The organism is Saccharopolyspora aridisoli (assembly GCF_004348445.1).
GTDB classification, from domain to species: Bacteria; Actinomycetota; Actinomycetes; order Mycobacteriales; family Pseudonocardiaceae; genus Saccharopolyspora; species Saccharopolyspora aridisoli.
The window spans coordinates 121,942-144,948 of the sequence record NZ_SMKV01000008.1 but is presented as its reverse complement, the minus strand read 5'-3'; the positions used below and the strand labels follow the sequence as shown (position 1 = coordinate 144,948).

At 70.1% G+C, this 23,007-nt stretch carries 23 protein-coding genes; 3 read left to right on the top strand and 20 right to left on the bottom strand.

The features are described 5' to 3' along the window. Positions 1-6 precede the first annotated feature (6 nt). The 15 genes from nuoK to E1161_RS08905 all read right to left on the bottom strand — a co-directional run bounded on the left by nuoK (position 7) and on the right by E1161_RS08905 (position 15,540). Complete coding sequence (gene nuoK / locus E1161_RS08975; RefSeq protein WP_093414272.1) at positions 7-306, bottom strand: NADH-quinone oxidoreductase subunit NuoK; 300 nt, start codon at positions 304-306, stop codon at positions 7-9. Then, entirely contained in the window at positions 303-1,256 is a 954-nt protein-coding gene (locus E1161_RS08970; RefSeq protein WP_132621525.1) for an NADH-quinone oxidoreductase subunit J, read from the bottom strand. Before E1161_RS08970 ends, nuoK begins: the two co-directional genes overlap by 4 nt. Next, positions 1,253-1,819 carry an NADH-quinone oxidoreductase subunit NuoI gene (gene nuoI, locus E1161_RS08965; protein ID WP_132621523.1) on the bottom strand — a complete coding sequence of 189 codons (567 nt, stop codon included), beginning with the start codon at positions 1,817-1,819 and terminating at the stop codon, positions 1,253-1,255. The genes E1161_RS08970 and nuoI overlap by 4 nt, the downstream gene beginning before the upstream one ends. Further along, on the bottom strand, positions 1,806-3,113 hold the full coding sequence (nuoH, locus tag E1161_RS08960; RefSeq protein ID WP_132621521.1) for an NADH-quinone oxidoreductase subunit NuoH: 1,308 nt from the start codon (positions 3,111-3,113) through the stop codon (positions 1,806-1,808). The genes nuoI and nuoH overlap by 14 nt, the downstream gene beginning before the upstream one ends. Beyond that, positions 3,110-5,638 (bottom strand): NADH-quinone oxidoreductase subunit G, encoded by a 2,529-nt coding sequence (locus tag E1161_RS08955; RefSeq protein ID WP_132621519.1) that lies wholly within the window; start codon positions 5,636-5,638, stop codon positions 3,110-3,112. The genes nuoH and E1161_RS08955 overlap by 4 nt, the downstream gene beginning before the upstream one ends. Further along, positions 5,635-6,933 carry an NADH-quinone oxidoreductase subunit NuoF gene (nuoF, locus tag E1161_RS08950; RefSeq protein ID WP_132621517.1) on the bottom strand — a complete coding sequence of 433 codons (1,299 nt, stop codon included), beginning with the start codon at positions 6,931-6,933 and terminating at the stop codon, positions 5,635-5,637. The genes E1161_RS08955 and nuoF overlap by 4 nt, the downstream gene beginning before the upstream one ends. 8 nt (positions 6,934-6,941) lie before the next feature. Further along, complete coding sequence (gene nuoE, locus E1161_RS08945; RefSeq protein ID WP_132621515.1) at positions 6,942-7,697, bottom strand: NADH-quinone oxidoreductase subunit NuoE; 756 nt, start codon at positions 7,695-7,697, stop codon at positions 6,942-6,944. Then, positions 7,694-9,022, bottom strand: a complete 1,329-nt coding sequence (locus tag E1161_RS08940) for an NADH-quinone oxidoreductase subunit D (RefSeq protein ID WP_132621513.1) — start codon at positions 9,020-9,022, stop codon at positions 7,694-7,696. Before E1161_RS08940 ends, nuoE begins: the two co-directional genes overlap by 4 nt. A 19-nt stretch (positions 9,023-9,041) precedes the next feature. Continuing rightward, a complete protein-coding gene (locus tag E1161_RS08935; RefSeq protein WP_132621511.1) occupies positions 9,042-9,803 on the bottom strand; it encodes an NADH-quinone oxidoreductase subunit C in 762 nt (253 codons plus the stop codon). A gap of 5 nt (positions 9,804-9,808) precedes the next feature. Continuing rightward, positions 9,809-10,480 (bottom strand): NuoB/complex I 20 kDa subunit family protein, encoded by a 672-nt coding sequence (locus E1161_RS08930; RefSeq protein ID WP_132621509.1) that lies wholly within the window; start codon positions 10,478-10,480, stop codon positions 9,809-9,811. Positions 10,481-10,577: 97 nt separating this feature from the next. Then, positions 10,578-10,943 carry an NADH-quinone oxidoreductase subunit A gene (locus tag E1161_RS08925; RefSeq protein ID WP_132621507.1) on the bottom strand — a complete coding sequence of 122 codons (366 nt, stop codon included), beginning with the start codon at positions 10,941-10,943 and terminating at the stop codon, positions 10,578-10,580. 193 nt (positions 10,944-11,136) lie between these two features. Then, positions 11,137-12,435 carry a geranylgeranyl reductase family protein gene (locus E1161_RS08920; protein WP_132621505.1) on the bottom strand — a complete coding sequence of 433 codons (1,299 nt, stop codon included), beginning with the start codon at positions 12,433-12,435 and terminating at the stop codon, positions 11,137-11,139. Between the two features lie 257 nt (positions 12,436-12,692). Then, entirely contained in the window at positions 12,693-12,992 is a 300-nt protein-coding gene (locus tag E1161_RS08915; protein ID WP_132621503.1) for an AtuA-related protein, read from the bottom strand. Further along, complete coding sequence (locus tag E1161_RS08910; RefSeq protein ID WP_132621501.1) at positions 12,979-14,268, bottom strand: acyclic terpene utilization AtuA family protein; 1,290 nt, start codon at positions 14,266-14,268, stop codon at positions 12,979-12,981. The genes E1161_RS08915 and E1161_RS08910 overlap by 14 nt, the downstream gene beginning before the upstream one ends. Then, complete coding sequence (locus E1161_RS08905; protein ID WP_132621499.1) at positions 14,269-15,540, bottom strand: CitMHS family transporter; 1,272 nt, start codon at positions 15,538-15,540, stop codon at positions 14,269-14,271. It lies immediately after the preceding gene. A gap of 97 nt (positions 15,541-15,637) precedes the next feature. Here E1161_RS08905 and E1161_RS08900 point away from each other — a divergent pair, with 97 nt between their 5' ends. Beyond that, positions 15,638-16,555 (top strand): LysR family transcriptional regulator, encoded by a 918-nt coding sequence (locus E1161_RS08900; protein WP_132621497.1) that lies wholly within the window; start codon positions 15,638-15,640, stop codon positions 16,553-16,555. Between the two features lie 21 nt (positions 16,556-16,576). On the opposite strand, the gene E1161_RS08895 is transcribed toward E1161_RS08900, so the two are convergent. Beyond that, positions 16,577-17,266 (bottom strand): demethylmenaquinone methyltransferase, encoded by a 690-nt coding sequence (locus E1161_RS08895; RefSeq protein WP_132621495.1) that lies wholly within the window; start codon positions 17,264-17,266, stop codon positions 16,577-16,579. A gap of 34 nt (positions 17,267-17,300) precedes the next feature. After that, complete coding sequence (locus tag E1161_RS08890) at positions 17,301-18,425, bottom strand: glycosyltransferase family 4 protein (protein ID WP_207920150.1); 1,125 nt, start codon at positions 18,423-18,425, stop codon at positions 17,301-17,303. A gap of 177 nt (positions 18,426-18,602) precedes the next feature. On the opposite strand from E1161_RS08890, the gene E1161_RS08885 reads away from it, so the two are divergent. Beyond that, entirely contained in the window at positions 18,603-19,454 is an 852-nt protein-coding gene (locus tag E1161_RS08885; RefSeq protein WP_132621491.1) for an inositol monophosphatase family protein, read from the top strand. On the opposite strand, the gene E1161_RS08880 is transcribed toward E1161_RS08885, so the two are convergent. The 3 genes from E1161_RS08880 to E1161_RS08870 all read right to left on the bottom strand — a co-directional run bounded on the left by E1161_RS08880 (position 19,447) and on the right by E1161_RS08870 (position 21,506). Beyond that, positions 19,447-19,962 carry a hypothetical protein gene (locus E1161_RS08880; protein WP_132621489.1) on the bottom strand — a complete coding sequence of 172 codons (516 nt, stop codon included), beginning with the start codon at positions 19,960-19,962 and terminating at the stop codon, positions 19,447-19,449. The two genes, E1161_RS08885 and E1161_RS08880, sit on opposite strands and share 8 nt — an antisense overlap. A 124-nt stretch (positions 19,963-20,086) precedes the next feature. Further along, positions 20,087-21,022: a 1,2-phenylacetyl-CoA epoxidase subunit PaaC gene (paaC, locus tag E1161_RS08875; protein ID WP_132621487.1), complete on the bottom strand. Its 936-nt coding sequence runs from the start codon at positions 21,020-21,022 to the stop codon at positions 20,087-20,089. 106 nt (positions 21,023-21,128) lie between these two features. Further along, positions 21,129-21,506: a DUF3592 domain-containing protein gene (locus E1161_RS08870; RefSeq protein WP_132621485.1), complete on the bottom strand. Its 378-nt coding sequence runs from the start codon at positions 21,504-21,506 to the stop codon at positions 21,129-21,131. A 208-nt stretch (positions 21,507-21,714) separates the two neighbouring features. Here E1161_RS08870 and E1161_RS08865 point away from each other — a divergent pair, with 208 nt between their 5' ends. Next, a complete protein-coding gene (locus E1161_RS08865) occupies positions 21,715-23,004 on the top strand; it encodes an isochorismate synthase (protein ID WP_235874889.1) in 1,290 nt (429 codons plus the stop codon). Positions 23,005-23,007 lie beyond the last annotated feature (3 nt).

The window sequence follows — 23,007 nt, the reverse complement described above, 5'->3', positions numbered from 1 at the left end:
GCCCTCTCAGTACTTGAGCAGGTTGGCGTCATCGACCGAGGCCGAGCGACGCGTCCGGAAGATCGACATGATGATGGCCAGGCCGACCACCACTTCGGCGGCCGCGACGACCATCACGAAGAACGCCATGACCTGCCCGTGCACCGTCCCCTCGATGCGGGCGAAGGTGACCAGCGTCAGGTTGACCGCGTTGAGCATCAGCTCGACGCACATGAAGACCACGATGGCGTTGCGCCGCACCAGGACTCCCACCGCGCCGATCGAGAACAGCAGCGCGGACAGCAGCAAGTAGTACGTGGGGGTCACTGGTGAACCTCCTCGGTGGCGTGCCCGGCCCGCTGGTTCGAACGACCGTTGGCGCTGCCCGGCTCCGGAATCTCGGGACCCGCGTCGATGACCGGTTCACCGGACTTGCCGGAACCGGTCTGCTCGGGCGGCTCCGGCCGGTCGGTCAGCGCGTGCGCGTCGGGTTCGGGCTCGTCACCGGCGACCGCGCTGCGCTCGTGGTCCAGCCGTTCGGCGGGCAGGTTCTCCAGCAGCTCCGACAGCGACTCCGGCGCGACCGAACCGTCCGGCAGCAGCGCGGGCACCGCGACCGAGTTGGCCGTGGCGTACACGCCGGGTCCGGGCAGCGGCGACGGGCGCTCGCCGCGGAACCGCGCGTTGGCGCGCTCCCGCTGGCTCAGGCGCGGGCCGCGGCCCTTGCCGCCGTAGGTAAGCACCATGGCCCCGACCGCTGCGGTGATCAGCAGCGCGGAGGTCAGCTCGAACGGGAACAGGTAGTCGGTGAAGATCAGCCGGCCGAGGCCGCCCGCCCCACCACCGACGGGCTGCCACGGGTCAAGCGGCGGTGCCGCCTGCACCGAGGTCAGCGACCGGGCCAGTCCCGAGACCAGCAGCGCTGCCAGGCCGACCCCGCCGATCCCGGCCCAGAGGCGTTGTCCGCGCAGGACTTCCACCACCGAGTCCGAGGAGTCGCGGCCGACCATCATCAGCACGAACAGGAACAGCATCATGATCGCGCCGGTGTAGACGATGATCTGGGTGAAGCCCAGGAACGGCGCGCTCTGACCCATGTAGAGCACGCCCAGGCTCAGCATCGTCAGCACCAGCCACAGCGCGGAGTGCACCGCGTTGCGGGCGAAGACCATGCCGAGCGCGCCCAGCAGCGACAGCGGACCGAGGACCCAGAACAGCGCCGCCTCCCCGGTTCCGACCACGTTGCCGGCCTGTGCCAGCACGATTCCGGTGCTCATCGCGCATCAACCTCCGGACCGGATTCCACCGTCGATCCCGCGGGAACCCCTCGCTGCTTGGCGAGCTCGGGACCGTTGACGTAGTAGTCCTGCTCGTCCTCGCCGAGGCGCATCGGGTGCGGTGGCTGCTCCATGCCGGGCAGCAGCGGCGCCAGCATGTCGGCCTTGGTGTAGATCAGGTCCTGGCGGTTGTCGTCCGCGGTCTCGTACTCGTTGGTCATCGTCAGCGCCCGCGTCGGGCACGCCTCGATGCACAACCCGCAGCCGATGCAGCGCAGGTAGTTGATCTGGTAGTCCATCCCGTAGCGCTCACCGGGCGAGTAGCGGGCCTCGTCGGTGTTGTCGCCGCCCTCGACGAAGATCGCATCCGCCGGGCACGCCCATGCGCACAGCTCGCAGCCCACGCACTTCTCCAGCCCGTCCGGATGCCGGTTGAGCTGGTGGCGGCCGTGGAACCGGGGCGCGGCGACCTTCTTGACCTCGGGGTACTCCTCGGTGACGACCTTCTTGAACATCGTCGAGAAGGTGACGCCGAAGCCCTTGATCGGATCAAACATTCCCATGGGGCGCCTCCTCGCCTTCCGGACCCGCGAGCTCGCCGGGACCGGTGCCGCTTCGCACCGGGGTGCGTCGCGGCGGGGTCTTGGGGACTTCCAGGTCGATCGGCGGCACCGGGAACCCGCTGCCCGCGAGCGGCACCTCGTCGGGGTCCTCCTCGGGCTTGCGGTCCGGGATGAGGAACGTGGCCGCGACCAGGATCACCACCACGACCGCGCCGCCGATCATGAACTGCTGGGTGCTGACGGTGTCGGAGTTGCGCAGCGCCCGGATCACGGTCACCGCCACGATCCACACCAGGCTGACCGGGACCAGCAGCTTCCAGCCGAGGTCCATGAACTGGTCGTAGCGCAGGCGGGGCAGCGTGCCGCGCAGCCACACGAAGAAGAACAGGAAGGCCAGCGTCTTGCCGAGGAACCACAGCACCGGCCACCACCCGGTGTTGAGCACCCCGTCGCCGATCAGCGACAGCGGCCACGGCGCGTGCCAGCCGCCGAGGAAGAGCGTCGTCGCCAGCGCGGAGACGGTGACCATGTTGATGTACTCGGCGAGGAAGAACAGCGCGAACTTCAGCGACGAGTACTCGGTGTGGAAACCACCGACCAGCTCGGACTCGGCCTCGGGGAGGTCGAACGGGGCGCGGTTGGTCTCGCCGACCATCGACACCAGGTAGACCAGGAAGCTCACCGGCAGCAGCGCGAAGAACCAGCCGTTCTCCTGCGCTGCGACGATGCCGGAGGTCGACAGCGTGCCCGCGTACATGATGACCGCGACGAACGACAGGCCCATCGCGATCTCGTAGGAGATCACCTGCGCCGCCGACCGCATCGAACCCAGCAGCGGGTAGGGGGAGCCGGAGGACCAGCCGGCGAGCACGATGCCGTACACGCCCACCGAGGCGCAGGCCAGCACCACCAGCAGGCCGACGGGCAAGTCCACCAGCTGCAGCGCGGTGCGCTCGCCGAAGATCGTGACCTCGGGCCCGATCGGGATCACCGCGAACGACACCAGCGCGGGCGTCGCGGAGATCACCGGAGCCAGGAAGTACACCCACTTGTCGGCCATGACCGGGCGGATGTCCTCCTTGAAGGCCAGCTTCAAGCCGTCGGCCAGCGACTGGAGGATGCCGAACGGTCCAGCACGGTTCGGGCCGGGCCTGTGCTGCATGCGGCCGATGACCCGGCGTTCCGCCCAGATCGTCAGCAGCGTCATCAGCACCAGGAAGGCGAAGATGGCCACTACCTTGAGCAGGATCAGCCAGATCGGGTCGTCCGCGAGGAGTTCGGCTGTTCTGGTCATGCGTTCCCCCCGTTGTGGTGGGCCGGGGAATGGCCGTTCAACGAATGCCCGTTGATCTCCAGGCTCGCGCTGCTCGGCGCGATGTCGACGAGCGCTCCGTGCCCGGAGCCGAGAACCTCGAGCACGCGGGCCTCACCGGAGTCGGTGGGCACCCACACGACGTCATCGGGCATGTCGGCGATCTCGACCGGCAGCACGATCTTGCCCTGCGCGGTGCGGACCTCCAGCCGCTGTCCAGAACTGATCTCGACGCGCTTGGCGGTCTCCGGCGAGACGATCGCGACCCGGTTGCGGGCCGTACCCGCCAGGCTCGGCTCCTCGGCCTGCAACGATCCGTTGTCCAGCAGCTGCCGCCAGGTCGCCAGCACGGCCTGGCCGGGGCCGGGTCGTGGTGCGTGCGCGACGGCCTCGTCCGGGGCCGCGGTGCGTCCGCCGGTGTGGGTGCCGAGCCTGTCGAGCTCGGCGCTCGCGGCGGCCGGGCTCTGGGTGAACAGGTCGGCGTCCATCTCGACCGCGAGCGTGTCCAGCACCCGGCAGTCCGGCAGCGCGCCGGTGCCCTCGATGGTGGTGGCGAACTCGCGACGGCGGCCCTCCCAGTTGAGGTAGCTGCCGCTCTTCTCCACGCTGGGCGCGATCGGCAGCACCACGTCGGCCTGCTCGGTCACCGCGCTGGGGCGGAGCTCCAGGCTGACCACGAAACCGGCCACGGTCAGGGCCTTGCGTGCCAGTTCCGGGTCGGGCAGGTCGTTCGGGTCGACGCCGCCGACCAACAGGCCGGAGAGCTCCCCGGAGGCGGCGGCGGTGAGGATCTCGGTGGCGTCGCGACCCGCAGCGGCGGGCAGCGAACCGGGCGCCATGCCCCAGGCCCGCTCCACGTCGGAGCGGGCGTGGTCGTCGATGACGGGACGCGCTCCGGGCAGCAGGGTCGGCAGCGCGCCGGCCTCGATGGCGCCGCGTTCGCCGGCTCGGCGGGGGATCCAGGCGACGCGCGCTCCCGTCCGCTGGGCGGTGCGCAGCACCTCGGACAGCAGGCCGGGCACCTCGGCGGCGCGTTCGCCGACGATGAGCACCGCGCCCTGCTGCCGGATCGCTTCGTCCACATCGGCCGGCAACGACTCCAGCGCGGCCCCCTCGCCACCGGGCACGCACCGCACCAGCGAACCGGTCCGCACCGGGCCTCCGGCGTGGGTGATGACCGTGGTCTTCTCCACGCCCGGCGAGTTGCGCGGGGCGAGGTGGAAGACCTGCGTCTTGCCCGTCCGCGCGGCCTTGCGCAGCCGCAGGAAGACGATCGGCGACTCCTCCTCCGGCTCGAACGCCACGCACAGCACCGCCGGGGCTGACTCCAGATCGCGGTAGGTGACACCGTTCTCCGGCGTCACCCCGACCACGGTGGACTCCAGGAACCGCAGTTCCTCGGTGGAGTGCGGCCGCGCGCGGTGGTCGATGTCGTTGGTGCGCAGCGCTACCCGCGCGAACTTCGAGTAGGCGTAGGCGTCCTCGACGGTCAACCGGCCACCGGGCAGCACCCCGACCCCACCCGCGTCACGCGCGGCGGTCAGGCCTTCGGCGGCTGCCTGCAGCGCCTCGGTCCAGGACGCCTCGCGCAGCTGGCCGTTCTCCCGGATCTGCGGCCGGGTGATGCGGTCGGCGGCGTTGGCGTAGCGGAACGCGAAGCGACCCTTGTCGCAGATCCACTCCTCGTTGACCTCCGGGTCGTCCCCGGCCAGCCGGCGCATCACCTTGCCGCGCCGCCAGTCCGTCCGTGTCGCGCAGCCCGACGCGCAGTGCTCGCACTGCCCGGGGGTGGAGACCAGGTCGAACGGCCTCGACCGGAACCTGTAAGCGGCGCTGGTCAGCGCTCCGACCGGGCAGATCTGGATGGTGTTCCCGGAGAAGTAGGACTGGAACGGCTGCTGCTCGCCGATGCCGATCTGCTGCAGCGCACCCCTTTCCAGCAGCTCGATGAACGGGTCACCGGCGATCTGCTTGGAGAACCGGGTGCAGCGCTGGCACAGCACGCAGCGCTCGCGATCGAGCAGCACCTGCGAGGAGATCGGCACCGGCTTGGCGAAGGTCCGCTTGGTGTCGTGGAAGCGGGAATCCGCGCGGCCGTGCTTGAGCGCCTGGTTCTGCAGCGGGCACTCGCCGCCCTTGTCGCAGACCGGGCAGTCCAGCGGGTGGTTGATCAGCAGGAGCTCCATCACGCCCTGCTGCGCCTTGTCGGCCACCGGCGAGGAGTTCTGCGTCTTGACGACCATCCCGTCGGCGACCGTCATGGTGCAGGACGCCTGTGGTTTCGGCATCGCCCGGCCGTTCACCTCGACCTCGACGAGGCACTGCCGGCAGGCACCGGCGGGGTCCAGCAGCGGGTGGTCGCAGAACCGGGGGATGGTGATGCCCATCCGCTCGGCGGTGCGGATCAGCAGCTCGCCCTTGGGCGCCTCGACCTCGATGCCGTCGATGGTGAGCCGGACGTAGCCCTCGGGGACCGGGCGCGCTTCGGATTCGGGTGCCAGGGTCATCGGGCCGCTCCTACCAGTTCCGCGGCGGACTTGTTCTTGTCGCACAACGCGAGGAACTCCTCGCGGAAGTACTTGATACCGCTGGTGATCGGGCTGACCGCGCCGTCGCCGAGGGCGCAGAACGAGCGGCCGAAGATGTTGTCGCAGACGTCCAGGAGGGTGTCGATGTCCTCCTCGGTGCCGTGCCCGTCGACCATCCGCTCCAGCACCTGCGCGAGCCAGTAGGTGCCCTCCCGGCAGGGGGTGCACTTGCCGCAGGACTCGTGCTCGTAGAACTGCGTCCACTTCATCACGGCCCACGGCACCGACACGGTCTCGTTGAACACCTGGACGGCCGTGGTGCCCAGCATCGACCCGGCCTCGGCCGCGCCCTCGAAGTCCAGCGGGACGTCGAGGTGCTCGGCGGTGAACAGCGGTGTCGAGGACCCGCCCGGGGTCCAGAACTTCAGCGGGACGCCGTCCTTCATGCCACCCGCGAGTTCCAGCAACTGCCGCAGCGTGGTGCCCATCGGGGCCTCGTACTGGCCCGGGTCCTCGACGTGCCCGGAGATCGAGTAGATCTTCGGTCCCGGCGACTTCTCGCTGCCCATGGTGCGGAACCAGTCCGAACCGCCGTTGACGATGAACGGGACCGACGCGATGGTCTCCACGTTGTTCACCGTCGTCGGGCAGGCGTAGAGCCCTGCTGCCGCGGGGAACGGGGGCTTGAGCCGCGGTTGACCGCGCTTGCCCTCCAGGGAGTCCAGCAGCGCGGTCTCCTCACCGCAGATGTAGGCGCCCGCCCCGGCGTGCACGACGATGTCCAGGTCGAACCCGGAGTCCAGGATGTTCTTGCCCAGGTACCCGGCGGCGTAGGCCTCGCGGACCGCGTTGTGGAGCCGCCGCATCGGGTGCAGGGCCTCACCGCGCACGTAGATCATGCAGTGGTTGGCCCGCATCGCGTAGCTGGCGATGATGCAGCCCTCGATCAGCGAGTGCGGGTCGGCCATCATCAGCGGGATGTCCTTGCAGGTCCCCGGTTCGCCCTCGTCGGCGTTGATGACCAGGTAGTGCGGCTTGACCGGGTCCTTGGGCATGAAGCTCCACTTCACGCCCGCCGGGAACCCCGCGCCGCCGCGACCGCGCAGCCCGGACGCCTTGACCAGCTCGATCAGCTGGTCCGGGTGGGCTCGCAGCGCCTTGCGCAGGGCGGTGTAGCCCTCCAGCTGCTCGTAGGTGCGCAGCGTCCAGGAGTTCGACGACAGCCACCGCTTGGTCAGCACCGGGGTCACCGGGCTGGTGCTCGGTTCGGTCATGGCCACCCTCACTTCTTCTCCGGCAGCGGCGGGAGTTCCGCGTCATCGGGCATGCTCGGCGCGGTCCAGCCGCGGTCCCGGGCCAGTTCCGCACCGCGCACCGTCTCGGTCGCCTGCGACGGGCCGGTCACGGTCTCGTCGAGGTCGTCGAAGAACCCGGCCAGCTGGCGTTCGGCACCGCGGAAGTCCGACAGCGCCGGTCCGCGCGTCGGCGCGGGCTTCTCGCCGCGCTGGAGGGCCTTGACCAGCTCCAGAGCCTGCTCGGGCGTCTGGTTGTCGTAGTACTCGTAGTTGACCTGCAGCACCGGCCCGAGATCGCAAGCAGCCAGGCATTCGGCGTGCTCCAAGGTGATCGAACCCTCGCTGCCGGGTTCCCCGGCCGTGCCCTCGTGCCCGACGTCCAAGTGCTCGCCCAGCGCCTTGTAGATCGCGTCGCCGCCCAGCACCGCGCACATCGTGTTGGTGCACACGCTGACCAGGTGCTGACCGCACGGCTTGCGCTTGTACATGGTGTAGAAGGTCGCCACGGCGCTGACCTCGGCGACCGACAGCGCCAGCTCCTCCGCGCAGAACTTGATTCCCGCCGGGCTGACGTGCCCCTGCACCGACTGCACGAGGTGCAGCATCGGCAGCAGCGCCGATCGCGACTCCGGGTACCGGGCGATGATCTGCCTCGCCTCGGCCCGGGTGTCCTCGCCGAACACCGAGGTGTCGACCGCGTCGGTCTGCTCCTCGGTGGTGGTGAACTCGAACTGCTCGGTCATCGATCCACCCCGCCCATCACCGGGTCGATGGAGGCGACGGACGCGATCACGTCGGCCACCAGTCCGCCTTCGGCCATCACCGGCATCGCCTGCAGATTCACGAAACTGGGTTCGCGCACGTGCACCCGCATCGGCCGGGTGCCGCCGTCGGAGACCAGGTGGACACCCAGCTCGCCGCGCGGCGACTCGACCGGCGCGTACGCCTGTCCGGGCGGGACGTCGAAGCCCTCGGTCACCAGCTTGAAGTGGTGGATCAGCGACTCCATGGACTGGCCCATGATCTTGCGGACGTGCTCCAGGGAGTTGCCCATGCCGTCGGCGCCGATGCTCAGCTTCGCCGGCCAGGCGATCTTGGCGTCCTCCACCATGTGCGGACCGGACTCCACCTTGTCCACGCACTGCCGGATGATCTTCAGCGACTCGTGCATCTCCTGCACCCGCAGCAGGTACCGCGCGTAGCAGTCACCGTCGTTGCTGGTGGGCACCTCGAAGTCGTATTCCTCGTATCCGCAGTACGGTTCGACCTTGCGCAGGTCCCACGGCAGTCCCGCGGCCCGCAGCAGCGGTCCGGTCACGCCCAGCTGCAGCGCGCCGTCCAACGGCAGGTAGCCGACGTCCTTCAGCCGCTGCTTCCAGATCGGCTGACCGCTGAACAGCTTGTCGTAGTCCGGCAGCCGGGTGTCCATGACCTTGATGAACTCGCGCACCTTGTCCTGCCAGCCCTCCGGCAGGTCCTGCGCGACACCCCCGGGCCGGACGAACGCGTGGTTCATCCGCAGGCCGGTCAGGAACTCCAGCAGGTGCAGGACCTCTTCGCGCTCGCGGAAGCCGTAGGTCATGCCGGTGGTCGCGCCCAGCTCCATGGCCCCGGTGGCCAGGAACACCAGGTGCGAGGAGATCCGGTTGAGCTCCATCAGCATTACCCGGATCGTCTGAGCCCGCTTCGGCGCCTCGATGCCCAGCAGCTTCTCGATGCCGAGGCAGTAAGCGCTCTCGGTGAACAGCGGCGCCAGGTAGTCCATGCGCGTCACGAAGGTGACGCCCTGGGTCCACGTCCGGTACTCGGTGTTCTTCTCGATGCCGGTGTGCAGGTACCCGATGACCGAGCGGGCCTTGGTGACCGTCTCGCCCTCGAGCTCCAGCACCAGCCGCAGAACGCCGTGCGTGGATGGGTGTTGCGGGCCCAGGTTGATGACAATCCGCTCCTCGCCGCCGGTTTCGTCCAGGAACTCGTCCCAGTCGCCGCCGGTGACGGTGAAGATGCGGCCCTCGGTGGTGTCTCTCGACTCGGCGGGGTACGCGCCGGTGAGTGATTCGGTGGTCATTGCCCACACCTCTCCGCGATCACGAGTAGGCCCTGCGCTGGTCCGGCGGCGGGATCTCGGCGCCCTTGTACTCCACCGGGATCCCGCCGAGCGGGTAGTCCTTGCGCTGGGGGTGACCGTCCCAGTCATCGGGCATCAGGATCCGGGTCAGCGCCGGGTGCCCGTCGTAGACCAGGCCGAACATGTCCCAGGCCTCGCGCTCCTGGAAGTCGGCGGTCGGGTAGACCGACACGATCGACGGGAGGTGCGGGTCCTCCACGTCCACGGCGACCTCCAGCCGGATGCGGCGCCGGTAGGTCATCGACGTCAGGTGGTAGACCGAGTGCAGCCGCTGCGGCGCGTCCGGCCCGTAGTCCACACCGGACACCGAGCTGCACAGCTCGAAGCGCAGCGCCGGGTCGTCGCGCAGGGTGCGGCAGACCTCGACGAGGTCGTCGCGGCGCAGGTAGAAGGTGATCTCGCCGCGGTCGACGGTCACCTGCTGCACGGTGTCGTCCGGAAGCCCCTTGGCGCGCAGCGCGTCGAAGAGCGCGTCGGCGACCTCGTCGGACCAGCCACCGTAGGGGCGCTCGCCGGCCGGCGGCACGTAGGCCGGCAGGCGCAGCCCACCGAAGCCCGATGTGTCACCGGTGCCGCGCACGCCGAACATGCCCTGCCGCTCGCGGCCGGCTGCCGGAGCTCCGGCGCGCGCCGGCTCGGCTCCCGTGGGCGTCAGGTCCGCGGCGCGCTCGGCGCTCGAACCGGGTTCGCCCGGGGCCGGGGTGGTTTCCTTGTCCGCCATCGAATTCACCTACCCGACTTGAGTTCCGGGCGCTCGGGCGCGCTCTCGAACGCGCCGAGCTCATCCGTTCCGCCCATCTCGCGTCGCTGCGCGGCCTGCTGCCGCTCGGCGCGCTTGCGCTGCGAGGCGTTCTTCGGCGCGTACCGGACCGAGGACGGGATCATCGGGGTGCGGTCGCCGCGTTCGAGCTTCTCCTGCGCGCGCTTGGCGTTGATCGGCTCGTCCATGATCTTGGCGTGCAGCTTGAGGATCGAGTCGAGCAGCATCTCCGGTCGCGGCGGGCATCCCGGCAGGTACATGTCCACCGGCACCACGTGGTCGACGCCCTGCACCACCGCGTAGTTGTTGAACATGCCGCCGGTGGAGGCGCACACGCCCATCGCCAGCACCCAGCGCGGCTCGGGCATCTGGTCGTAGATCTGGCGCAACACCGGGGCCATCTTGTTGGTCACCCGACCGGCCACGATCATCAGATCGGCTTGTCTCGGGGTGGCGGAGAAGCGCTCCATGCCGAACCGCGAGATGTCGTAGCGGGAACCGCCAACGGTCATCATCTCGATGGCGCAGCAGGCCAGCCCGAACGTCGCCGGCCACATCGACGTCTTCCGGGTCCAGTTGACGAGCTTCTCCACGTTGGCCAACAGGATGCCGTTGGGCAGCTGCTCTTCGAGCCCCATCGCCGGCACTCCTTCCCGCGTCCTTGCGGCTAGTCCCTTTAATCCATCTCGGGCGAGTTCCACTCGAGCGCCCGGCGAACCGGGCGGTAGCGCTCGGTTAGTTCCAGTCCAGTCCGCCTCTCCGCCAGACGTAGATGTAGGCGAAGCCGACGGTCGCTATGAACAGCACGATCTCGACGACGCCGAACATCCCCAGGGCGTCGGCCGAGACCGCGAACGGGTAGAGGAAGACCATCTCGATGTCGAAGAGGATGAACAACATCGCGGTCAGGTAGTAAGCGACGGGCATCCGGCCGCCGCCGATGACGGGCTGCGGCGACGGCTCGATCCCGCACTCGTAGGCGTCGAGCTTCGCCTTGTTGTAGCGGCGGGGACCGACGAGCGGTGCGATCGCGACCGAGAAGACCGCGAATCCCAGCGCCAGCGCGAACAACAGCACCAACGGGATGTACGGGTCGAGCACCTCTGCTCCCCTCCAACCGGTTCCGGGCCCTGTGACCCGGAACACACATCGTCAGTCCCCGCCAAGGCGCAGGTCACGCCTCAGGCCTCCGATGCGCACTCTATGCGGTCGGCCGATTCGGCTCCGTAGTGAGGCGCACCTAACTTTATGACTTCCCTCACGGTTACCGGGACATCTGACCAGACACTCAGGGTCACGCGCTAGGGGTGACGCGAGTAGTGGTGCTGATCACACGGTCCATGACGTCCCCACCCTTCTCGTCGTAGAGATTTGCCAGCAACTTCAACACGAAACGCATCAACGTCTGCCGCGGCAGGCCGTGCTTGGTGGCCATCCGCATGACCGTGGGATTGCCAATCAACTTGCTGAAGATATTGCCGAGCCGGAAGTAGCCGCCGAGCTCTTGCTGCACCGCCGTCGGGTACCGGCTCAGGGCCTGCTCGCGGGAGAACGCAGTCGGTCGCGCCATCGCGTGCACCGCGCACTCGGCCGCCAGCCGGGCCGACTGCAGCGCGTAGGCGATGCCCTCGCCGTTGAACGGGTTGACCATGCCGCCCGCGTCGCCGACCAGCAGCAGGCCGTCGCGGTAGTGCGGGGTGCGGTTGAACCCCATGGGCAGCGCGGCGCCGCCGATCTTGCCGGTGGCGTTGTCCTCCCGGAATCCCCACTCCTCGGGGGTCCCGTCCAGCCAGGACCGCAGCAACTGCCGGTAGTCGGTCTTGCCGTAGGCCGACGAGGTGGACAGGATGCCCAGCCCGACGTTGACCGTCCCGTCGCCCATGCCGAAGATCCAGCCGTAGCCGGGCAGCAGCGTCGGGTCGGCCGGGTTGGACTTGTCCCACAGCTCCAGGTGCGACTCCAGGAAGTCGTCCTTGGTGCGCGGGCTCGCGTAGTACCGGCGCACGGCCACGCCCATCGGCCGGTCGTCGCGCTTCTGGATGCCCACCGACAAGGCCAGTCGAGCCGACACCCCGTCGCAGGCCACGACCAGCGGCGCCCGGTAGGTCACCGGCTTGCGCTCGGGCCCGGTCTTGGCCTCCACGCCGACGACCCGGCCGGTGCGCTCGTCGGTGATGGCGCCGCTGACGCTCGTCTGCTGGAACAGGCGGGCCCCGGCGAGCTGGGCGTTGCGGGCCAGCAGGTCGTCGAAGTCGTTGCGCGGGCGGACCACGCCGTAGGGCGGGAAGTCGGACAGGCTCGGCCAGTCGAGCTCCAGGCTGACTCCGCCGCCGACCACCCGAAGGCCCTTGTTGTGCAGCCAGCCGGCTTCTTCCCTGGTGTCGATGCCCAGGTCGATGAGCTGCTTGACGCCCCGTGGCGTGATCCCGTCGCCGCAGACCTTCTCCCGCGGGAAGACGCTCTTCTCCAGCAGCAGGACGTCCAGTCCCGCCCTGGCCAGGTACGTCGCAGCCGTCGAGCCGGCCGGTCCCGCTCCGACGACGATCACATCGGCGTCATCGTCCGGTCGGCGGCGGCTGGTGGCGCTGGTCATGACACTCCTCGAACTAGTGCAGTGCTCGGTGCGAAACCCGCTTGTGAACGAGTTCACTAACTCCGAGTCTAAGCCGCTGCACCAGCGCGATCGACCCTTTCGCGTAGGCCACCTGAGTGAGGAAACCCGCCATCCGGTTCAAGGTCCGCGAACCTCGCCGAGGGCAGACCTGGTCCGGACTGACCGGGCGGTGGCGGATTTCGATCACGGACGGATCGGACCACAACCGCCCACCAGCCCCACGCGCTCCTCGCGACTCACAGATCCAGGGCGAGGAGGCGGGAGCTGAGGGTCTTCCCGTGGGTGTCCAGGGACAGGGACGTGGTCACGCCCCCGTCGAGGGCTCGGTGGCAGGTGAACTGCAGGGCTTTGAGCAGGGGGAGCTCGCAGCGGGTGACCTCGCCGCGGACCTGGCAAGCGAGGTGGGTGCGCACCCGGTCGGCGGTGAGCTCCCGACGCAGGCGGTCGTAGTCGGCGTCGTCGAGCGGGAACACCGACAGGATCGAGGTGTCCCCCTTGTCGCCCGCTCGGCAGTGCGCGATCTCATGCAGTCGCATCGTTCACCTCCAGGGTCCTGACCTGCGATGTCACATCAGACCTGGGGATCAGGGCGGAGACGATGCCGATCACCTCGCGCACGTCGGTGCGCACTCCGCCGCCTCCGGCAGGGCCGTTGGTGTAGAGCGATTCGACCTCGTGGCAGACCGCCTGCACCGCCGTCCGGTCCTCCGCGATGGCGGCCACTCGCAGCCGGCACTCACCGTCCGGATCGCCCATCGCCCCCAAGACGTCGGCGCGCACGCGCAGCCCGGTGCCGCGCAGCCGCTCGCTCACCACGTCCGCAGCCAACCTCGCCCGTTCGGCCGCCCCCGGTCCGGCGTAGCTGATGCCGCATTCGGCGCGGTGCCCCGCGCGGTAGCCGACGCTGACCTTCAGCTCCTCCGGCCTGGTCCGCCCGCGTGCTCCGCTGATGCGCACCCGGTCCGCACCGGTCCGCTCGGCGCGGACCTCGCGGAAGTCCAGGACCACATCGGGCGTGCGGTAGGCGGTCGGGTCGGTGACCTCGTAGAGCAGCTGCTCGCGCACCGTTGCGACCGTCACCATCCCGCCGGTCCCGTCCGGTTTGCCGATGGTCGCGCTGCCGTCGGCGTTGACGTCGGCGAACGGGAACCCGAGCTCGGCCAGCCCGGGGACGTCCTTGGCGCCCGGGTCGGCGAAGTAGCCGCCGGTCACCTGCCCCGCGCACTCCAGGACGTGGCCGACCAGCGTCGCGGCGGCGACGCGCTGAACGTCGTCGAGATCCCAGCCCATCCGCTGCGCGATCGGCGCCACGAACAACGAAGGGTCGGCGACCCGCCCGGTGATCACCACGTCCGCGTCCAGCGCGGGCAGCAGCGCCTCGGCGCCGAGGTAGGCGTTGGCGGAAACGATCTCGCCGTGCTCGGCCAGCGGGAGGCCGTCCTCCAGCGCCGGCGTGGCCGGGTCGAGCCGGTCCAGCACGTCGTCACCGGTGACCACGGCGATGCGGCCGGCCAGCCCAGCGGCCGTCATCACCTCCCGCGTGACCTCGCCCGCCCGCAGCGGATGGGCGGCGCCCATGTTGGTGATCACCCGTGCTCCGTTCGGCACCGCGACCGGCAGCAACCGCTCGAACCGCGCGCGCAGCAACGGGTCGTACCCCTGATCCGGATCCCCCAGCCTGCGTTGCTGCCCGAGGGCGATGGTGCGCTCGGCCAGGCACTCCAGGACCAGGTCGTCCACACCCGCCCGCACGAGCTCCAGCGCCGGTTCGAGGCGGTCACCGGCGAAACCGGCTCCACTGCCGATGCGCATCTACAGCACCCCCGTGAGCAGCGCGACCGCCGTCATCACCAGCGTGGTGCCGAAGGCCCAGCCGAAGATGAACCGCTGGTGGTCGCCGAGATCGACCTTGGACATGCCGAGCAGGATGAACGTCGAGGCGGTCAGCGGGCTCAGCGGGAACCCGGTGGTCATCTGGCCGAGGATCGCCGCCCGCCCGATCGCGGCCGGATCGCCGCCGAGCGCCGCGCTGGTCTCCGCCAGCACCGGGACGACCCCGTAGTAGAAGGCGTCGGGGGTGAAGACCAAGCTCAGCGGCATCCCGGCGATGGCCGTGACCACCGGCAGCAGGGCGCCACCGGCGTCGGGGATGACCGCGACCAGGCTCTCGGCCATCGCCTTGATCATGCCGGTGCCGGTGAGGATGCCCGTGAACACGCCGGCAGCGAAGATCACCACGACGACCAGCACCACGTTGTAGGCGTGCTTGGCGAACAGCTCCTGCTGGCCCTGCCACGACGGGCGGTTGATCAGCAGCGCGACCAGGAAGGCCACCAGGAACAGCACTTCCAGGTCGGCGAGCTGGAAGAGCAGGCAGCCGACCAGGGCCAGCGTCAGCGCCGCGTTGATCCAGAACCGCACGCGGTCCGCGCCGGTCAGCCGCGCCCGCTCGCCGACTTCGATGCTCACCACGCCGAGTCGCTTCCGCTCGGATCGGCCGATCAGGTAGGCGGCCACCAGCACCCAGCAGATGCCGGCGAACATCGCGGGCAGCACGGGCAGGAACAGCTGCGCGGAATCGAGCTCCAGCGCGGCCATCGCGCGGGCGGTCGGACCACCCCACGGCACCATGTTCATGACTCCGGCGCCGAGGCAGACCACGCCGGCCAGCACGATTCGGCGCATCCCCAACCGCTGGTAGATCGGCAGCAGCGCGGAGACGGTGATCAGGAAGGTCGAGGCCCCGTCGCCGTCCAGCGCGACCAGCAGGGTCAGCAGCGCGGTGCCGACGGTGATCTTGAGCGGGTCGCCCTTGGCCCAGCGCAGGATGCGGGTGACGGCGGGGTCGAACAGCCCCGCGTCGATCATCAGGCTGAAGTACAGCACCGCGAAGGTGATCATGATGGCCACCGGGGCGACGGTGAGCAGGCCATCGGCCACCAGCTCACCGAGCCCCGCGCCGTGACCGCCGAGCAGTGCCGCGGCGATCGGCACCAGGGTGAGCGCGAACAGCACCGACACCCTGCGCGAGAGCACCAGGGCGAGGAACACGCCGATCGTCAGGAATCCACTCGCGGCCAGCATGGGCAACCTCCGAACACCGCAGTTGGGCCGGGCGAGAGAACTGTGATCCACCTCGCTCATGCTGGTCAAGCACTGAAAATTGATAGATTCATGCGCCATGGGCATGGATTTGACCGTGCAGCAGCTCCGGCTGGTCCTCGCTGTGCACGACACCGGTGGGTTCACCGCCGCTGCCGAGCAGCTCCACCAGGCGCAGTCCTCGATCAGCCGCGCGGTGCGCGACGTCGAGCGCAAGCTCGGCATCACGCTGTTCCAGCGCAGCACCCGCAACCTGGTCACCACACCGGAGGGCACCGAGTTCTGCCTGGTCGCGCGGCGGGTGGTGGACTCGTTCGACGCCGGGATCAACCACTTCCACGGGTTCCTGGCAGGCACCCGCGGCCGCGTCCGGGTGGCGGCGCTGCCGTCGATGGCGGCGATCCTGCTGCCCCCGGTCGTCTCGGCCTACCGCGCGGAGCACCCGGACGTGGAGCTGTCGATCGAGGACGGCATGTCCGACGAGGTCCTCGCCAAGGTTCGCGCGGGCACCGTCGACCTGGGCGTCACGGTGGTCGCCGAACCGCTGCCCGACCTGGCCGTGCACCCCATCGCCACCGACCGGATGTGCGCGGTGTTCCCGCAGGAGCACCGCCTCGCCGCGCGCGAATCGCTGACCTGGGCGGAGCTGGCGACCGAACCGCACATCGCGTTCGCGCCGAACTCCAGCATCCGCCAGCACGCCGACCGCGCCTTCGCCGCCGCGGAGGCGCACCCCCGCGTGGTCCTGGAATCGGGCAACATCACCGCAGTGGCAGGGCTGGTCGCCGCGGGCCTCGGCACCGCCATCATGCCCGGGATGGTCCTACCCCTGATCGCCTTCGCAGGCCTGGTCCACGTCCCCCTAGCAGCACCGGAGACTCACCGGCGGATCGCGGTGATCCGCACTCCCAACCACCCGCAACCTCCGGCCACCAGGGCCTTCACCCGGTCCCTCACCTGGGCCAGGACCACGACACCCGAGACCACCTGGCTCTGAGCCGCTCCCGTGCCCGGTCGATCAGGACGGGTTCTTGGCGTGGTGGACCGTCACGACGCCGCTCGTGAGGTTCTTCCAGGTGGTGTCGGACCAGCCGGCTTCGCCGATGAGCTCGGCGAGGGCTCGCTGGTCGGGCCAGGAGCGGATGGACTCGGCGAGGTAGACGTAGGCGTCCGGGTTGGAGGAGACCGCGCGGGCGATCGAGGGCAGCGCGCGCATCAGGTAGTTCATGTAGACGCCGCGGAAGGGCTGCCACGTCGGCGTGGAGAACTCGCACACCACCAGGCGCCCGCCGGGCCGCACCACGCGGCGCATCTCGCGCAGGCCCGCGACCGTGTCGGCGAGGTTGCGCAGACCGAAGGAGATCGTCGCGGCGTCGAAAGCGCCGTCGGCGAACGGCAGGTGCAGGGCGTCGGCCGCCACCAGCGGCACACCCCGGCCCTTGCCGACCGAGAGCATGCCCAGCGAGAAGTCGGCCGCGACGCAGTAGGCGCCCGAACGGGAGAACTCGACGGTCGACACGCCGCTCCCAGCGGCGAGGTCGAGGACCTTCTCGTCCTGCTGGGGCGCGAGCAGCTGCCGGGTCACCTTCCGCCAGCGCCGGTCCTGCCCGAACGACAGCACCGTGTTGGTCAAGTCGTACCGACGCGCGACGCCGTCGAACATCGCCGCGACTTCGCGAGGGTTCTTGTCCAAGCCTGCCCGAGACACACCCGAAGCGTACGTGGCCCGCTCCGGAGCCGGTTCAGGCAGCTGCCGACTCCACGTACCCGCTCACCGACGCGTAGTGGTCCACCAACTGGCGGCACAGGGCCGGCCAGGTGCGACCTGCCACGGCGTTGCGGGCGTGGGTGCCGAAGCGCTCCCGCAGCGCGGGATCGCGCAGGTCGGCGATGGCGCGGCGCAGGGCCGCGGCGTGCTCGGCGTCGTCGTGGGCGGGCAGCAGGTAGCCGGTGCGCCCCACCTCGACCAGGTCGCGGGGCCCGCCCGCGTCCGGGGCGACGACCGCGACTCCGGAGGCCATCGCCTCCTGCACCGCCTGGCAGAACGTTTCGTGCGGGCCGGTGTGCACGAAGACGTCGAGGCTGGCGTAGATGCGGGCCAGCTCATCGCCGGTGCGCTGACCGAGGAATGCGGCGTTGGGCAGTTCCGCGTTCAACCGCTCGCGCTCCGGGCCGTCGCCGACCACGACCAGCCGCACGCCGGACGTGCCGTCGAGCTCGGCGAGCCGCTCGATGCGCTTCTCCGGTGCCAACCTGCCGACGTAGCCGACCAGCAGTTCACCGTTCGGAGCCAGCTCGGCCCGCAGCTGCTCGTCGCGCTTGCGCGGCGTGAACCGCTCGGTGTCGACCCCTCGACCCCACCGGTGCACGCGCGGAACGCCGTGCTCGCGCAGCGTCTCCACCGCCCACGTCGAGGGGGCCAGCGTGCGGTCGGCGTGGCAGTGCAGGCGGCGGATCCACTTCCACGCCGCCTTCGCGGTCAGCCCGAGCCCGTAGGACTCGGCGAAACCCGCCACATCGGTCTGGTAGACGGCGACCGTCGGAACGCCCAGCCGACGCGCGGCGTTCATCCCGCGCGCCCCGACCACGAAGGGCGAGGCCAGGTGCACCACGTCGGGCGCGAACTCCTGGAGCCCGCGCAGCACGCGGCGGCTCGGGAACCCGATGGGCAGCGACGACACCATCGGCAGGTCCACCGCCGGCAACCTGATGACGGGGAAGCCCGCGTACTCGTCCGGACCGGGTCCGGGGGCGATGACCAGGGCCTGGTCACCTCGACGACGCAAGTGCTCCAGCACCCGCAACACCGAGTTCGTCACTCCGTTGATCTGCGGCAGGAAGCTCTCGGTCACGATCGCGATGCGCACGGACAACACGGTCGCCGCCGGTTCCGGCGAGCAGCCGAAGGCAACGTGACGCGATCCCCAACGACAACCGAAGAGCACCCCAACTCGCCGATCGGCCCGCAAACGTGGCTTGCGGCTCCGCAGCCGGTCACCTCGACGTTGCTGAGCGGTCACCCGCCACGCGGAGGCTGGGGACGCATGACGGCCCTGCCTACTCCACCCGCCCAGATCGAACCGGCCCTGGTGTCGCGGGCGTTCGAGGTCGCCGGTCGGCTGGCCAACGACGCCGCCGACGTCATCATCGCGACCGCGGGCAGAGGGGCGCGGCCCGAGCCCAGCGAGTCGCCGTTCGACTGGGTCACCGATACCGGCCGCACGCTGGAACGGCACACCCGCCGCATCCTCGCAGACGAGTTCCCCGGCACGCCGGTGTTCGGCGAGGAGTTCGGGGACGAGCCCAGCGTTCCGCCGCAGCAGGGCGCCTCGGAGTTCCGCTGGTCGGTCGACCCGGTGGACGGCACCGCCAACTACGTGGCCGGGCTGCCCTGGTGCGCCTACAGCCTGGCGATGCTCGACGGCTACGGGCCCGTGGTCGGCGTGGTCGCCGACCCCTACCGGACCCAGATCTACGCGGCCGCGCGAGGCCGGGGCATGCGGGCCAACGGCACTCCGGTGCGGTTGCCCGACCGCACCGAGATACGCGGCGGCATCGTGTGCACCGAGCTGACCAAGAACGGGCCGTGGCCTGGGATGAACCGGTTCATCACCAACGCGGCCAGCGCGCAGGTCGGCGTGCGCTTACTGGGTTCACCGGCGCTGGCCATCACCCAGGTCGCCCTCGGCCACACCATCGCCGCCGTGCTCGACGACTACGAGGAGTGGGACGTCGCCGGAGCGCTCGCTCTGGCCACCGAGGCCGGTGCCACGGTCCTCGACCGGCGCGGCGAGCCCAACCCGCTGCCGCGCGACGGGCTGCTCGTCGCCGCGCCCGGTGCGGCCGTCGAGGTCCACGCGTGGTGGGCGCAGGCGGCCGAGGTACCGGCTAGCTGACCGGATCGGGCAGGACTGCCGAGATCGGTCGCAGCAGCGGGAACCGCCCGCGCAACTCGCCCACCCGCTCGGGGTCGGGGTCCTCGACGAGTTCGAGCACCTCGCGGGTGACCGCGCCGAAGCGCTCCTCGGCCTCGGCCAGCTCGTTGCGCACCCGGCCCGCGATCTCGACGTCGCGGGAGGTCGCCCCCAGACCGCGTCCGAGTTCGGCGAGCACGCGCAGGTTGGGCAGCTCGGCGTCCATCCGGCGCACGACGGTCAGCAACCGGTTGCGGGCTTGCTGCGAGGACATCGCCTCGACGGCCCGGCTCGCGCGCAGCACCGCCTGCTCGCAGTGCCGCACGGACGGACCCCAGCCGTCCGGCTCCCGCTGCGGCAGCGGCTCGGGTGCGGGTTCCGGTTCCTCCGCGACCTGCTCGGCGGGACGTCCGCGCACCGCGAGGACCACGCCCGCACCGGCACATCCCGCCATCAAGGCCATGAGCACCTGCAACCAGATCTCGTCCATCCGCGTTGCGCCCTTCCACTAGTCCCCGACCGAGGAGCGCGGAAGACCCCAGGCACTGCTCCCGCCGCCTCTACTGCCCCTCGATCACTGTGCGCCCGGCCGGTGCTCATCGGCTTGCGGGGAACTACTCATCTTCCATTGCATTTCTGAAACTTCGCTCGTCCTGTTGAGGCTTCTTCGGGGGTTGCCCGCTGGCCAGCCCCGCCCTGACCAGGTACTGCATGTCGGCCAGCAGGAACTCCATGGATTCGGTGTGCGCGCCGTCGCGACCGCCCGGCCGGACGAACTCGCCGAACTCGGTGGTGTCCGGGTGCTGGAGGCGAGCGATGGAGAACACCTCGTCGAGCCCCTGCCCCACCCGAGCGCGCAGTCGGGAGGTGTCCACGCCGTAGCCGGCGTCGGCCAGCCTCGCTTCGACCGGGTGCGAGACGAACAGCTCCGCGGCCAGCGGCCACACGCGTTCCAAACCGGCGCTCATCAGCTGCGAGCCGTTGGGGCCGTGATCGCCCAGCTTGATCACCCACTGAGCGGCGTGGTTGCGGTGTTCTGCCAGCCGGTGCAGCGACCTCGCCGCCAACGTCCCCAGCACCGCGTCCCGGCAGGTGGCGAGTTCCTCGAAGACCACGAGGCGCCAAGTGGTGAACAGCAGCAGGCGGGCCACCGTGGTCGGGAAGTCACCGCCCGGCCCAGGGCCGCAGTCGACCTCGGCCAACCGCACGTTCCGGAACTCGGCGGGCTCCCGGTGGTAGGCGAGCAGGTCCTCGTCCTGCTCGCCGCGCACCTCGACCGCCCGGCCGTACAGGACCCGGGCCTGTCCGAGCAGGTCGTGCGCGATCTCCCCGAGCGCTGCGGACTCCTCCAGACCGGCGCGCATCCCCCACTCGGTCAGCCGGTGGGAGAGCACCAGGGCGTCGTCGCCGAGCATCGTGCAGTACAGCGCCAGTTCGGCGGGATCCACCTCAGCGGGTACCGACCGGTCGACGGTGGACAGCACCGGTGCGCCGAGCACCCACTGCTGCTGAACCTGGGGCCAGTCGGACAACGCTCTAGGGCTGTTCATGGGCAACGACCTCGCAGACGCGGGGTCGGCCCTTCGGAGTGTGACCACCGACCCCTTTGCGGCGGATACCCAGTCTGGCACCGGCCGAAAGGCGCCGGAAGGGCCCTCAGTCCCTGTCCGATCTCCTGAGCAGCCAATACGTTGGCAGCAGCACCGCCCACAGGACCGCCAGCGTGCTGAACACCGGCAGCAGCGAGATCATCGCCGTGCGACCTGCGACTCGGACCAGGTCGGGGTTGCGGGAGTCGTACTCGACTCGCACCAGCTGCCCCGCTTGCAGGTCGGTCGGGTAGATCACGCCGTTCGGCGGTATGTAGACGCGGCCGTCCTCGGTGTTGAACCGCACCACGGTCCGGGTCAGCGAGGTGTCCACGACTTCGGCCACCGCTTGGCCCCGTGATTCCATGATCGTGCGGTCGTTGATGAAGCAGGCACCGATGATCGACAAGCCCATCACCGACAGCAACAGACCCGTGATCAGCACACCGCGTCTCACTCGGCGGCGGACCCTCCCAGGTGAGGGCTGTGCTACCGACTGATAACCGTCCGTGTTTGACCTGGTCACAAAGTCGGCCGCGTCCTGGGGCACCGCGTCGCCTGCCACGGTGACCGATTGTAAGGGCCGGGGGTCGTGTCCAGGGCCACGCGGCCGGTCAGCCCACCCGGATTCGCACTCCGCATACGCTCCAAGCGTGGCGACTACATCCAGGCGGCTGACGGCGCGCACCCGCAGGCTCGATCCTGCCGACCCACGGCACGACCGCCCGCTGCTGGACCTGCTCCCCGCCGGCGAGTCGCTGAGCTGGGTCCGCGAGGGCCAGGGCCTGGTCGGATGGGGCTGCGCGGCACGGCTGGACACCTCCGGCGCGGATCGCTTCACCGACGCCGACGCGTGGTGGCGGCAGCTGTGCGGGCACATCGACGTCGATGACGCGGTGGGGCTGCCCGGCTGCGGACCGGTGGCCTTCACCAGCCTGGCCTTCGCCGACCGCCCCGGCGACTCGGTCCTGGTGCTGCCCGAGCTGATCATCGGTGAGCGGGACGGCGTCCGCTGGATCACCACCATCGGCGACGCGCCCGAACCGGCCCCCGAGCCGGTGCGCCAGCCCGGCACGGTCTCCTACAGCGATGGTCGGCTGTCGTCCACGGCATACCGGCAGGCGGTGACCGAAGCTGTCCGGCTGATGCGGGAGTCCGGTGGTGAGCTCCGCAAGGTGGTGCTCGCGCACGACCTCGTCGCCAACACCTCCGAGCCGCTCGACGTGCGCTTCCTGCTGCACAACCTGGCCGCGCGCTACGCGAACTGCTGGACCTTCGCGGTGGACGGCCTGGTCGGCGCCACCCCGGAACTGCTGTTGGAGCGGCGCGGGTACGAGGTCCGCTCCCGGGTGCTGGCGGGCACGGCCTGGCCACACCCCGGCCGCACCGACCACGAGATCGCCGCCGAACTGCTCGACTCGACCAAGAACCGCAGCGAGCACGCCTACGCCGCCGAGTCGCTGGCCGAGAAGCTGCGCCCGTTCTGCAGCGAGCTGTCGGTGCCGACGTCGCCGTCGGTGCTGCGGCTGCGCAACGTGCTGCACCTGGCCACCGACGTCGAAGGCAAGCTGGCCGACACGCCTGACGGGTCGGGGCTGCTGCAACTCGTCGAAGCGGTGCACCCCACGGCGGCGGTCGGTGGCACCCCGACCGAGGACGCCGTGCCGCTGATCTCCGAACTCGAAGGCATGGACCGCGGCCGCTACGCGGGTCCGGTCGGTTGGATCGACGGCGCGGGCAACGGCGAGCTCGGCATCGCGCTGCGCTGCGGGCAGATCGAACAGCAGAGCACCGCCGGAGCTGGCTCCGGCGGTGCTCGTGGCGGCCGGGTCCGGCTGTTCGCCGGAGGCGGGATAGTGCCCGACTCCGAACCGGACCTGGAGGTGGCCGAGGTGGAAGCGAAGCTCCTCCCGGTGCGCGAAGCCCTGGAAGGAGTTCGTTGACCG

What these genes read in the sequence shown, in the direction of transcription:
- E1161_RS08970 (WP_132621525.1), bottom strand. Translation starts at nt 1,256, where the DNA reads ATGAGCACCGGAATCGTGCTGGCACAGGCCGGCAACGTGGTCGGAACC.
- nuoI (WP_132621523.1), bottom strand. Translation starts at nt 1,819, where the DNA reads ATGGGAATGTTTGATCCGATCAAGGGCTTCGGCGTCACCTTCTCGACG.
- E1161_RS08885 (WP_132621491.1), top strand. Translation starts at nt 18,603, where the DNA reads ATGACGGCCCTGCCTACTCCACCCGCCCAGATCGAACCGGCCCTGGTG.
- E1161_RS08955 (WP_132621519.1), bottom strand. Translation starts at nt 5,638, where the DNA reads ATGACCCTGGCACCCGAATCCGAAGCGCGCCCGGTCCCCGAGGGCTAC.
- E1161_RS08920 (WP_132621505.1), bottom strand. Translation starts at nt 12,435, where the DNA reads ATGACCAGCGCCACCAGCCGCCGCCGACCGGACGATGACGCCGATGTG.
- E1161_RS08880 (WP_132621489.1), bottom strand. Translation starts at nt 19,962, where the DNA reads ATGGACGAGATCTGGTTGCAGGTGCTCATGGCCTTGATGGCGGGATGT.
- nuoF (WP_132621517.1), bottom strand. Translation starts at nt 6,933, where the DNA reads ATGACCGAACCGAGCACCAGCCCGGTGACCCCGGTGCTGACCAAGCGG.
- E1161_RS08935 (WP_132621511.1), bottom strand. Translation starts at nt 9,803, where the DNA reads ATGGCGGACAAGGAAACCACCCCGGCCCCGGGCGAACCCGGTTCGAGC.
- E1161_RS08930 (WP_132621509.1), bottom strand. Translation starts at nt 10,480, where the DNA reads ATGGGGCTCGAAGAGCAGCTGCCCAACGGCATCCTGTTGGCCAACGTG.
- E1161_RS08940 (WP_132621513.1), bottom strand. Translation starts at nt 9,022, where the DNA reads ATGACCACCGAATCACTCACCGGCGCGTACCCCGCCGAGTCGAGAGAC.
- nuoH (WP_132621521.1), bottom strand. Translation starts at nt 3,113, where the DNA reads ATGACCAGAACAGCCGAACTCCTCGCGGACGACCCGATCTGGCTGATC.
- E1161_RS08905 (WP_132621499.1), bottom strand. Translation starts at nt 15,540, where the DNA reads ATGCTGGCCGCGAGTGGATTCCTGACGATCGGCGTGTTCCTCGCCCTG.
- nuoE (WP_132621515.1), bottom strand. Translation starts at nt 7,697, where the DNA reads ATGACCGAGCAGTTCGAGTTCACCACCACCGAGGAGCAGACCGACGCG.
- E1161_RS08915 (WP_132621503.1), bottom strand. Translation starts at nt 12,992, where the DNA reads ATGCGACTGCATGAGATCGCGCACTGCCGAGCGGGCGACAAGGGGGAC.
- E1161_RS08910 (WP_132621501.1), bottom strand. Translation starts at nt 14,268, where the DNA reads ATGCGCATCGGCAGTGGAGCCGGTTTCGCCGGTGACCGCCTCGAACCG.
- E1161_RS08900 (WP_132621497.1), top strand. Translation starts at nt 15,638, where the DNA reads ATGGGCATGGATTTGACCGTGCAGCAGCTCCGGCTGGTCCTCGCTGTG.
- paaC (WP_132621487.1), bottom strand. Translation starts at nt 21,022, where the DNA reads ATGAACAGCCCTAGAGCGTTGTCCGACTGGCCCCAGGTTCAGCAGCAG.